Source organism: Streptomyces sp. OfavH-34-F, assembly GCF_022347745.1.
Taxonomy (GTDB): Bacteria; Actinomycetota; Actinomycetes; order Streptomycetales; family Streptomycetaceae; genus Streptomyces.
Genome location: NZ_JAKRGC010000236.1, coordinates 1 through 10,164 on the forward strand (window position 1 = coordinate 1; position 10,164 = coordinate 10,164).

The window sequence follows — 10,164 nt, forward strand, 5'->3', positions numbered from 1 at the left end:
CCGCGCCCGCCTGGACGCGCTCCGCGAGGGCGGCGCCGCCCCCCTGGGCCGGCTCGTGGACGCGTTACGGGACTACCACCGCGCCGCCGTCCAGCCGTACTGGCCGCACATCCAGTCCGCCGTCGGGGCCGACCGCGCGGTCCGGGGCCGCGCCCTCCTCGACGGCGGCACCGACGCCCTGCTCGCCTCGCTCCCGCCCGTCATCCGGTGGCGGGCCCCCGTCCTGGAGGCGGACTACCCCGTCGACCGGGACCTCCGCCTGGACGGGCGGGGCCTGCTCCTCCAGCCCTCGTTCTTCTGCCGCGGCACCCCCGTCGTCCTGCGCGACCCGCTGCTGCCGCCGGTCCTGGTCTACCCGGTCGCCCACCCCGTCGCCCCGGCCTTCGCCGAGCCCGGCCCCTGGCTCGGCCGGCTCCTCGGACAGACCCGCTCCACGGTCCTGCGGGCCATCGGCGACGGCTGCACGACCAGCGAACTGGCCCGCCGCGCCGGGGTCTCCCTCGCCTCGGCCAGCCAGCACGCGTGCGTCCTGCGCGAGGCCGGGCTGGTCCACACCCTGCGCCACGGCGGCTCGGTCCTGCACACCCTGACCCCGCTGGGCGGCTCGCTGCTCAGGGGCGGGGCGCCGCTGGCGGTTTCCTGAGCGGACCGGCGCGGAAGGGATGTCACCCGCACCGATGAGTTCCGGGCGGCCCCGGGGTCTACCAGTCGAGAAATCGTTCGACAGACACCCGCGGAACAGCGCACCGAGAGAGTGAGACGGACATGCCCCAGATGATCTTCGTGAACCTGCCGGTCAAGGACCTGGAGACGTCCAAGAGCTTCTACGCGAAGCTGGGCTACTCCTTCAACCCGCAGTTCAGCGACGACAAGACCGCCTGCCTGGTCATCAGCGACACCATCTTCGCGATGCTCCTCCAGGAGGAACGCTTCAAGGACTTCACCAAGAAGGAGATCGCCGACGCCGCCACCTCCACCGAGATGATCCTCGCGCTCAGCGCCGACAGCCGCGAGAGGGTGGACGAGCTGGCCGACGCGGCCCTCGCGAACGGCGGATCGCCCGCCAACGAGCCCCAGGACCTCGGCTTCATGTACGGCCGCTCCTTCCAGGACCCCGACCACCACATCTGGGAGGTCGTCTGGATGGACCCGTCCGCCATCGAGGACCAGGGCTGAGCGGCGGGGGACCGGCGCCGGGGCTACAGCCCCCGGTAGGTCACCCCGGTCAGCTGCTCCGACGCCACCCACAGCCGCTCGCCCGCCACGTCGTCGCGCGTCCAGCCCGCCCGCCAGGACGGACCGGGCGCGCCGCGCCCGCCCAGCAGCCGCGGCCCGGTGAAGGAGTCGGGGCGCACCCCGGGCGCGGTCGCCGCGTACAGCGTGGGCAGGGCGCCGGCCGACGCCGGCTGGGCGAGGACGCGGTTGCCGAGGGCCAGCACCCGCTCCGCCGTCCTGCGGTTCTCCATCCGGGCGGCCGCCGTCTGGAGGTTGGTGGCGGCGTAGCCGGGGTGCGCGGCGGCGGCGACCAGGGCGCTGCCGGCCGCCCTCGCCCGCCGGGCCAGCTCGTGGACGAAGAGGAGGTTGGCGGTCTTGGAGCGCCCGTAGGCGATCCACCGGCGGTAGTGGCGCTCGCTGTTGAGGTCGCCCATGTCGATGTCGGACAGGGCGTGCAGCCCGCTGGACACCGTCACCACCCGCGGGCGCCCGGCCGCCAGCAGCTTCGGCAGCAGCAGCCCGGTGAGCGCGAAGTGCCCGAGGTGGTTGACGCCGAACTGGGTCTCGAAGCCGTCGGCCGTCCGCCCGTACGGCAGGGCCATCACCCCGGCGTTGTTGACGAGCAGATCGAGCCGGTCGGCCGGGAGGTCCGCGGCGAACGCGCGCACGGAGGCCAGGTCGGCCAGGTCCAGCGGCGCGAACGCCACGTCCGCGCCGCGCACCGCGTACCGGATGCGGGCCGCCGCCTCCTCGCCGCGCCGCTCGTCGCGGCAGGCGAGCAGCACCCTGGCCCCGCAGCGGGCCAGCTCGCGGGCGGTGTGCAGCCCGATCCCGCTGTTGGCCCCCGTCACCACCGCCGTACGGCCGCTCTGATCGGGTATGTCGCGCGCGCTCCAGCCCTGGCTCATGCGGCCAAGCGTACGGCCGGGCACGCACACGGCCGGAAGCACCCGTTCCAGGGTTCTTCCGGCCGTGCGGCGCACCGGCGGACGCGGTCAGTCCGCGCGTACCTCGAAGACCGGTACGGACACCTCGTCGTCGTCCAGGCAGGCGCCCGTCGCCAGGTCGAACCGCTGCTTGAGCAGGGGCGAGGCCACGAACGGCTGCCCGCCGTCCGACCCGACCAGCCCCCGCGAGAGCACGTAGGCGCCGGTGAACGGGTCGCGGTTGTCGATGGCGTACGTCCGCCCCGCCCGGTCCAGGAAGAGGGCGACCTGCCGGCCGTCCGGGAGGAGGGCGGCGACCCCGCGGCCGGGGGTCAGCAGGGAGCGGTCGCACACCGGGAGCCAGCCGTCCCCGGCGGCGAGCCGGACGGTCCGGGTGGTGCCCGCGGTCTGCGTCGTCTGCGTGGTCATCAGGAGGCGGTCCCTTCGAGAGTACGGATGGCGAGCACCGGACCCGCGAGGATGTCCAGGTCGGGCTTGACCTGATCGCGTTCCGGGACGAACTTCACCGACGGATCGGGCGCGTCGGGCGCGTTGACGAAGGTGACGAACCGGCGCAGCCGCTCCGGGTCGGCGAGGGTCTCGGCCCACTCGTCGCGGTAGCCGCGCACATGGTCGGCCATCAGCCGCTCCAGCTCGTCGCAGAGCCCCAGACTGTCGTGCACGACGACGTCCCGGACGTGCTCCAGGCCGCCCTCGATCCGCTCCAGCCAGGCCGAGGTGCGCTCCAGCCGGTCCGCGGTGCGGATGTAGAACATCAGGAAGCGGTCGATCAGCCGGACCAGTTCGGCGTCCGACAGGTCCTGGGCGAGCAGGTCGGCGTGGCGCGGGGTCGCGCCGCCGTTGCCGCCCACGTACAGGTTCCAGCCGCCGGCCGTCGCGATGATCCCGAAGTCCTTGCCCCGCGCCTCCGCGCACTCGCGGGCGCACCCCGAGACCGCGGACTTCAGCTTGTGCGGGGCGCGCAGTCCCCGGTAGCGCAGCTCCAGGTCGATCGCCATCCGCACCGAGTCCTGCACGCCGTAGCGGCACCAGGTCTGCCCCACACAGGACTTGACCGTGCGCAGCGACTTCCCGTACGCGTGCCCGGACTCGAAGCCGGCGTCCACCAGCCGGGCCCAGATCCGCGGCAGCTGGTCCACGCGGGCGCCGAACAGGTCGATGCGCTGACCGCCGGTGATCTTGGTGTAGAGCCCGAAGTCGCGGGCCACCTCGCCGATCACGATCAGCTTCTCCGGGGTGATCTCGCCGCCGGGTATGCGCGGCACGATCGAGTACGAGCCGTTGCGCTGGAGGTTGGCCAGGAAGTGGTCGTTGGTGTCCTGGAGAGCCGCCTGCTCGCCGTCCAGCACATAGCCGCTCGCGCCGACCGTGGGCGCCAGCGAGGCGATGACCGACCCGACCGCCGGCTTGCACACCTCGCAGCCCTCCCCGCCGCGCGCCTCCTCCCGCCCGTGCGAGTCCAGCAGCTCCGCGTACGAGGTGATCCGCAGGGTGCGGACGATCTCGTACAACTCGCTGCGGGTGTACGCGAAGCAGCCGCACAGACCCGCGTCCGCGCTCTGCGGGAGCAACTGGCCGATCACCTTCACACAGCTGCCGCAGCCGGTGCCCGCCTTGGTGCACTTCTTCACCTCGGGCAGCGTGGTGTGCTCGCAGATCGCGCCCTTGGTGACGTTGTGGCAGGAGCAGATCACCGCCTCGTCGGGCAGCGCGGACGGGCCGAGCGCGACCGGGCCGCCCGCGCCCGCCGGAAGCACCAGCTGCTCCGGGGCGACCGGCAGCACCGTGCCCGTCATCGGGCGCAGCGTGCCGTACTGCTCGGCGTCGCCCACCAGGACCCCGCCGAGCAGGGTGCCGTCCGGGGCCATCACCAGCTTCTTGTAGATCCCGGAGCGGGCGTCCGCGTACACCACGTCCAGGCAGCCCTCGGTGGCGCCGTGCGCGTCGCCGAACGAGGCCACGTCCACGCCGAGCAGCTTCAGCTTCGTCGACAGGTCGGCGCCCGTGAACGCCGCACTGCCGCCCGCGATCACCTCGGCGGCCGTCAGCGCCATCTCGTAGCCGGGCGCCACCAGCCCGTACACCCGGCCGTCCGAGGCGAGCGCGCACTCCCCGACGGCGAAGACCGCCGGGTCGCTGGTGCGGCACTCCTCGTCCACCACGATCCCGCCGCGCGGCCCGACCTCCAGGCCGCAGTCGCGGGCCAGCCCGTCGCGAGGGCGGACCCCGGCCGAGAACACCACCAGGTCCGCCGCCAGCTCCGTCCCGTCGGACAGCGCCATCCCGGTCACCGTGCCGTCCCCGTCGGCGAGCACCTCCTGGGTGCCGACCCCGGTGTGCACGGTCAGGCCCAGCTCCTCGATGGTCCGGAGAAGCGCCGCGCCCCCGCCCTCGTCCACCTGGACGGGCATCAGCCGGGGCGCGAACTCCACCACGTGGGTGTCCAGCCCCAGGCCCTTGAGCGCGCCGGCCGCCTCCAGGCCGAGCAGCCCGCCGCCGACCACCGCGCCGGTCTTCGCCGACTTCGCGTACTCCTCGATGGCGAGCAGGTCCTCGATCGTCCGGTAGACGAAGCACCCGGTGCTGTCCTTGCCGGGGACCGGCGGCACGAACGGGACGGACCCGGTCGCCAGCACCAGCGTGTCGTAGCGGAACGTCTCCCCGGACCGCGCGGTCACCGTGCGCGCCGCACGGTCCACGGCCACCGCCGGGTCGCCGGTGCGCAGTTCGAAGCCGTGCCGCTCCATGAAGCCCGGCTCCACCAGCGACAGGTCCTCGGGGGTCTGCCCCGCGAAGTACGAGGTCAGCCGCACCCGGTCGTAGGCGGCGCGCGGCTCCTCGCACAGCACGACGACCCGCGCGGTGCCGGCGGCGGCCGTCAGCCCGCGCTCGGCCAGGGCCTCCAGGAAGCGCTGGCCGACCATGCCGTGTCCGACGACGACGAGGGTGGGCACGGCGGCGGGGGAGGGGGTGGGGGCGGTCGGGGCAGTGGACACCGGCATCTCGGGGCCTCCGTCGTCGGTGAGCGGTCTCGGCAGGGCCACAGGCGCCGGGCCTGTGTGCTCATGACCGGAAGCGTGTCCCGGCGGTGTTACCCGGCCGGTTCTCCGCTGTTTCCCGAGGGGAACCTTGCGCTCAGCAGCCGCCGCGCGCCCCTGTGAGGCCCCCGAAACGGCCCGTGGGCTGCGGAAACCTCAGACGTGGCTCAACTTTCCGGCCGGGGCGCCGCGACGGTTGGACGGTGCCCGCGTCCGCTCCGTAGGGTCTCGCCCATGCCGGACATCACCCTGACCACCCTCGTCGTGCTGTGCCTCGCCGCCGCGGCGGCCGGGTGGGTGGACGCGGTGGTCGGCGGCGGCGGACTGCTGCTGCTCCCGGCGCTGCTGCTCGGCCTGCCGCAGCTGCCGGCCGCGCAGATCCTCGGCACCAACAAGGCCGTCGCCATCGTCGGCACCTCCGGCGCCGCCGTCACCTACGCGCGCAGGGCGCCAGTGAAGGTCGGCACGGCGGTCCGCATCGGGCTCGCGGCCCTGGCCGGCTCGATGACCGGGGCCTTCTTCGCCGCCGGGATCAGCAGCGAGGTGCTGCGCCCGGTGATCATGGTGGTGCTGCTCGCGGTCGCCGTGTTCGTGCTGCTGCGGCCCCAGTTCGGCCGGGCGGCCGGCGACGCCCTCCCGCCCGCGGTGACCCGGGCCCGCACGGTCACGGCGATCGTCCTGGTGGGCGGCGGCATCGGCCTGTACGACGGGCTGTTCGGACCGGGCACCGGCACCTTCCTGGTGCTCGCCCTGACGGCCGTGCTCCACCTCGACCTGGTCACCGCCTCGGCCACCGCCAAGATCGTCAACGTCTGCACCAACGCCGGGGCGCTCGCGATGTTCGCCCACCAGGGCAACGTGCTGTGGGGGCTCGCCGCGCTGATGGCGGTCTTCAATCTGGCGGGCGGGCTGCTGGGGGCCCGGATGGCGCTGAGCAAGGGCAGCGAGTTCGTGCGCGGGGTGCTGCTGGTGGTGGTCTTCTCGCTGGTGGCGAAGCTCGGGTTCGACCAGTGGCAGGGCTGACGCCTCCCGCGCGCGGCGGGGTCCTCGTACGGGTGCGGGCGCCGGCGCGCCTGGTCAGCGCACGCTCGTCAGGTGGGCGTACGCCACCACGTTGCCCCGGTAGCCGGTGGCGTCGGAGTAGCCGCCGCCGCAGGTGATCAGCCGCAGCGCGGCGTAGTCGGAGGCGCCGTAGACCCGCTGGTCGGGGAAGTCCTCGTTCTCGTACACCTCGACGGCGTCGAGCGCGAACACGGCGGTGCGGCCGTCCTGCCGGTCCACCTCGACGGTGCTGCCCTTCTTCAGCGAGCCCAGGCCGTAGAAGACGGACGGCCCCTCGGCGTTGTCCACGTGCCCGGCGACGAGCGCGGTGCCCTTCGCACCCGGCGGCGTGCCGTCCTTGTACCAGCCGACGATGTCGGTGTTCCCGGCCGGCGGTACGTCCAGGCTGCCGTCCGCCCCGAGCCCGAGGCGCATCATCGGCGCGTCCACCCGGATGGCCGGAATCCGCAGGCGTACGGGGGCCGAGGGGCGCAGCGGCTCGGCGACGGGCGAGCCGGGCAGCAGGGCGGGGCCGGCGGCGAACGCCTGGGCGGCGGCCGGGCCCGGCGGGGTGAGCCGGGTGTCCGCGCCGTTCTGGATCAGCCAGACACCGGCTAGCGCCACGACGACGAGCAGCCAGCCCTTGGCCTTCTGGGACACGGTCGTCCTCCGGGGGCGGAAACGGAATGGTTCCGTCCCGGTGGCGCGGGGCCACCGGGACGGCCACCTGGCGGTACGGAGGGGTGGATGCCTCCGTCAGCCGGCGTCCCGCGTGCCGCTCGCCCGGCGACGCAGGAGCCAGGCTCCGCCGACGGCGGCAGCGGCGAGTACGCCGGCTCCCGCCGCGATCTGGGTGGTGTCCGGGCCGACGCTGCCGCCGACTCCGGTCTTCACGTGCCCCGAGGGGGCGGTGGGCGCGGGCGAGGTGCGGTGCTCCGAGGGCGTCTCGCGCCCGGAGCCGGTCTGCCCGCTCTGGTCGTGGCCGCCGGACCCGGTCTCCTGGCCGGAGGGGGCGGGGCGCTCGGCGGGCGAGAGGCGGTCCGCCGAGGGGGGCGCGTCCGGCACGAGGGCGGAGCCGGCCGCCTCGGCGTCGAGGTCGCCGGCGTCCTCCCCGGTGTCCAGGCCCTCCAGCCCGGAGAAGTCGTACTCGGGGGACTCCTCGTCCCCGGAGCCGGCGGGGGCCTCCGCGTCGTCCCCGGTGGACCGGACGGCGGCCTCCGCGTCGTCCCCGGTGGACCGGGCGGCGGCCTTCACCTCGATCTGCCCGGTGGCCCGCTCGCCGTTCGCGCAGTCCACGCCGATGCGGTACGGCCCCGGCGCGATGCCGCCCGGCACCCGGAAGGAGCCGGCCAGCGCCTCTTCGAGGCCCACCGGCGCCAGCGGGAACTCCGGTGCCTCCAGCGCGCTCGCGTCGCCCGTCGCGCCGCCGTCGCCCCCGCAGGCGGTGGTGTCCACGGTGACCACGGCGCCCGGGGCGGCGGTCGCCGGGGTGATCCGCAGGGCGGCGGGCGCGTCCCCGTACGCGGACGGGGCTGCGGCGCCGAGGCCGAGCGCGGCGGCGGCGAGGGCCGTGGCAGCGGTGCCGGTCACGAGTCGGGCAGGACGGCGCATGGGGGTTCCTCCGAGCAAGGGGCGCTGGCGGGTGTGTCCTGGCTCCGAGCCAACAGCCCGACCCGCGTCCATGCCTGCTGACACGGAGTCAGCTCTCACCCGATCGGCCCGGCGCGCCCTCCTTGCCACCACGCGTCGCCGCAGGTCACGGCGGTGGCGACGGGGGAGGTGCGGCAGTCTCGGCGCGCCGGTGCCGTTCGAGTGACGGACCCGGAAGTGACTGTGACGTACGTCACATGCGTGGGCCGGTGCTGAGGGGGAATGCGCATCTCAACCCCCCACGGGACGGCACGCACCGCCGCCCCCGGCCGCTGCCCCCTCCGGACCTCTCCCCCCTGGGCCCGGAGGGGGCGGAGTCCGCTCAGAGGTCTTCGTCCGGCGCCGCCTCGTACGCCGCCGCCAGCCGCCGCATCAGCTTCTCGTCCACCGTGAACGCGGTGTCGTCGATCCGGGCGACCGGCGCCATGCCCCGCGCGTTGGTGACGAACGCGGACCGGAAGGCCCCCAGTCCGTCCAGGGTGACCGGGCGGCGCAGCGACGCCGTTCCCGCGTCCGGCAGCTCGCGTTCCAGGACGCCCATGGTCACCCCGGCGAGCGCGGGCGCCTGCGGCCAGACGACCGAGGTGCCGTCCCAGAAGCCGATGTTGGTGGTCGTCCCCTCGGTCACCGAGCCGTCCGGCAGGGTCAGCAGCGCGTCGTCGTACCCGGCCCGGCGGGCCAGGTTCGCGTGGTAGGTGGGGCCGAACTCGCCGGGGCGCTTGAGGTGCGGGGCGGTCCGGGCGCAGGGCACCGACATCAGCCGCACGGGCTCGGACGCCATCCGGCCCGGCCCGCTCACCGTCACCATGACGGTCGTCGCGCCCGTGTCCGGCGGCAGATACGCGTGCACCCGCACCGAGGCGTCCGACACCTCCGCGCTCTCCAGCGCGTGCCGGACCAGCCGGCGCACCAGGGCCCCCTCCAGGGGCAGTTCGAACAGCTCCCGGTGGGCCGCGTCCAGCCGGGCCAGATGCAGCTCCAGGCCCCGGACCCGGCCCCCGCGCACCTGCATCGCCGTGAAGTGGCCGTAGGGGAAGAACAGGGCCCGGCGCAGATCGTCCTCGGTGGCGGGCCGGCCGTCGAACTCGGCGTAGGGGAGGGCCGCCGCTGATGGAGTCGTCATGCCGCCACCGTATGCGCGGGCCGGAGCCCCGCGCCCGGCCGGTCCCGGACCGCCGGGGACCGCCTCTCACCACGGCCTCCAGCGGCGCTTGACCTCAACCGTGGTTGATGAAGGAACGTTCTCTGCATGGACCTCAACACCGCGGAATCCACCGCCACCGCCCCGACCGAGACCGCCGCCCCCCTGAAGGTGGCCGTCATCCTCGCCAGCAACCGCGAGGGCCGGTTCGCGCCCGTCGTCGCGAACTGGTTCCTCGCCCACACGGACCAGCACCCGGAGATCGAGACCGATGTGCTCGACGTCGCCGACCTCGACCTGCCGGTCTCCCTCAAGTACCGCCTGGACCCCCCGGCCCGGGAACAGGTGGCCGCGATCGGGGCCCGGCTCGCCGAGGCGGACGCCTTCGTCGTCGTCACCCCCGAGTACAACCACTCCTACCCGGCGGCGCTGAAGAACCTCCTCGACTGGTACCGCACCGAGTGGCAGGCCAAGCCGGTGGCGTTCGTTTCCTACGGCGGTGTCGCCGGGGGCCTGCGCGCGGTCGAGCACCTGCGGCAGGTCTTCGCCGAGCTGCACGGTGTCTCGATCCGCGACACCGTCTCCTTCCACAACGCCGGCGCCCAGTTCGACGACGAGGGCAGGCACCGCGACCCCGCCGGGCCGGACGCGGCGGTCAAGACGCTGCTCGACCAGCTCATCTGGTGGGGCCGGGCGCTGCGGGACGCCAGGCGGGTGCGCCCGTACGGCGGCTGATGGCGCGGCGGGAGCCGGGCGCCCACAATCGGGGAGGACCGCCGACCGCTGCGAGGAGAGGCCGAAGTGACGACGACGCCAGCATGGCTGACCGTACTGACCACGACGGACAGCGAGGAGAAGGCCAGGGAACTGGCGCGGGGACTGGTCGAGGCGCGGCTCGCCGCCTGCGTCCAGATCTCCGCGCCCGTCACCTCCGTCTACCGCTGGCAGAACGCCATCGAGGCCACCGAGGAGTGGCAGCTGTTCTGCAAGACCACGGCCGAGCGGTACGAGGAGCTGGAGGAGCACATCCGGGAGGCGCACGACTACGACACCCCGGAGATCATCGCCCTGCCCGTCCTGCGGGGCAGCGCCGGCTACCTCGGCTGGGTCGCGGCCGAGACGGCCCCGGTCA

General features: G+C 74.4%; 11 protein-coding genes. 5 read left to right on the top strand and 6 right to left on the bottom strand.

Annotated elements, in window-relative coordinates:
* Together MHW47_RS26160 and MHW47_RS26165 are read left to right on the top strand one after the other, a co-directional pair.
* On the top strand, positions 1–643 hold a 643-nt coding region (locus MHW47_RS26160), incomplete at its 5' end, for a helix-turn-helix transcriptional regulator (protein ID WP_239226229.1).
* Between the two features lie 122 nt (positions 644–765).
* Positions 766–1,176 carry a VOC family protein gene (locus MHW47_RS26165; protein WP_239226230.1) on the top strand — a complete coding sequence of 137 codons (411 nt, stop codon included), beginning with the start codon at positions 766–768 and terminating at the stop codon, positions 1,174–1,176.
* 23 nt (positions 1,177–1,199) lie between these two features.
* Here MHW47_RS26165 and MHW47_RS26170 read toward each other — a convergent pair whose 3' ends face one another.
* The 3 genes from MHW47_RS26170 to nirB form a co-directional block, all read right to left on the bottom strand.
* Positions 1,200–2,123 (bottom strand): oxidoreductase, encoded by a 924-nt coding sequence (locus tag MHW47_RS26170; RefSeq protein ID WP_239226231.1) that lies wholly within the window; start codon positions 2,121–2,123, stop codon positions 1,200–1,202.
* An 87-nt stretch (positions 2,124–2,210) separates the two neighbouring features.
* Positions 2,211–2,570, bottom strand: a complete 360-nt coding sequence (gene nirD / locus MHW47_RS26175) for a nitrite reductase small subunit NirD (protein ID WP_239226232.1) — start codon at positions 2,568–2,570, stop codon at positions 2,211–2,213.
* Complete coding sequence (gene nirB, locus MHW47_RS26180) at positions 2,570–5,164, bottom strand: nitrite reductase large subunit NirB (protein WP_239226233.1); 2,595 nt, start codon at positions 5,162–5,164, stop codon at positions 2,570–2,572. The genes nirD and nirB overlap by 1 nt, the downstream gene beginning before the upstream one ends.
* A 270-nt stretch (positions 5,165–5,434) precedes the next feature.
* Here nirB and MHW47_RS26185 point away from each other — a divergent pair, with 270 nt between their 5' ends.
* Positions 5,435–6,223 (top strand): TSUP family transporter, encoded by a 789-nt coding sequence (locus MHW47_RS26185; protein WP_239226234.1) that lies wholly within the window; start codon positions 5,435–5,437, stop codon positions 6,221–6,223.
* A gap of 54 nt (positions 6,224–6,277) precedes the next feature.
* Here the strand turns inward: MHW47_RS26185 and MHW47_RS26190 are convergent, their stop codons facing one another.
* The 3 genes from MHW47_RS26190 to MHW47_RS26200 all read right to left on the bottom strand — a co-directional run bounded on the left by MHW47_RS26190 (position 6,278) and on the right by MHW47_RS26200 (position 9,014).
* The gene (locus tag MHW47_RS26190; RefSeq protein WP_239226235.1) at positions 6,278–6,901 is read right to left on the bottom strand and encodes a class F sortase; all 624 of its coding nucleotides are present in this window, start codon (positions 6,899–6,901) and stop codon (positions 6,278–6,280) included.
* Between the two features lie 96 nt (positions 6,902–6,997).
* Positions 6,998–7,852 carry a hypothetical protein gene (locus MHW47_RS26195; protein ID WP_275449668.1) on the bottom strand — a complete coding sequence of 285 codons (855 nt, stop codon included), beginning with the start codon at positions 7,850–7,852 and terminating at the stop codon, positions 6,998–7,000.
* A 361-nt stretch (positions 7,853–8,213) separates the two neighbouring features.
* The gene (locus MHW47_RS26200; RefSeq protein ID WP_239226236.1) at positions 8,214–9,014 is read right to left on the bottom strand and encodes an aminotransferase class IV; all 801 of its coding nucleotides are present in this window, start codon (positions 9,012–9,014) and stop codon (positions 8,214–8,216) included.
* A 126-nt stretch (positions 9,015–9,140) separates the two neighbouring features.
* Between MHW47_RS26200 and MHW47_RS26205 the strand changes: the two genes are divergently transcribed.
* A complete protein-coding gene (locus tag MHW47_RS26205; RefSeq protein WP_239226237.1) occupies positions 9,141–9,767 on the top strand; it encodes an NADPH-dependent FMN reductase in 627 nt (208 codons plus the stop codon).
* 66 nt (positions 9,768–9,833) lie between these two features.
* Positions 9,834–10,164 (top strand): divalent-cation tolerance protein CutA (gene cutA / locus MHW47_RS26210; protein WP_239226238.1); only part of this gene is annotated, 331 nt, incomplete at its 3' end.

What these genes read in the sequence shown, in the direction of transcription:
- MHW47_RS26205 (WP_239226237.1), top strand. Translation starts at nt 9,141, where the DNA reads ATGGACCTCAACACCGCGGAATCCACCGCCACCGCCCCGACCGAGACC.
- MHW47_RS26200 (WP_239226236.1), bottom strand. Translation starts at nt 9,014, where the DNA reads ATGACGACTCCATCAGCGGCGGCCCTCCCCTACGCCGAGTTCGACGGC.
- nirD (WP_239226232.1), bottom strand. Translation starts at nt 2,570, where the DNA reads ATGACCACGCAGACGACGCAGACCGCGGGCACCACCCGGACCGTCCGG.
- MHW47_RS26170 (WP_239226231.1), bottom strand. Translation starts at nt 2,123, where the DNA reads ATGAGCCAGGGCTGGAGCGCGCGCGACATACCCGATCAGAGCGGCCGT.
- nirB (WP_239226233.1), bottom strand. Translation starts at nt 5,164, where the DNA reads ATGCCGGTGTCCACTGCCCCGACCGCCCCCACCCCCTCCCCCGCCGCC.
- MHW47_RS26165 (WP_239226230.1), top strand. Translation starts at nt 766, where the DNA reads ATGCCCCAGATGATCTTCGTGAACCTGCCGGTCAAGGACCTGGAGACG.
- MHW47_RS26185 (WP_239226234.1), top strand. Translation starts at nt 5,435, where the DNA reads ATGCCGGACATCACCCTGACCACCCTCGTCGTGCTGTGCCTCGCCGCC.
- MHW47_RS26195 (WP_275449668.1), bottom strand. Translation starts at nt 7,852, where the DNA reads ATGCGCCGTCCTGCCCGACTCGTGACCGGCACCGCTGCCACGGCCCTC.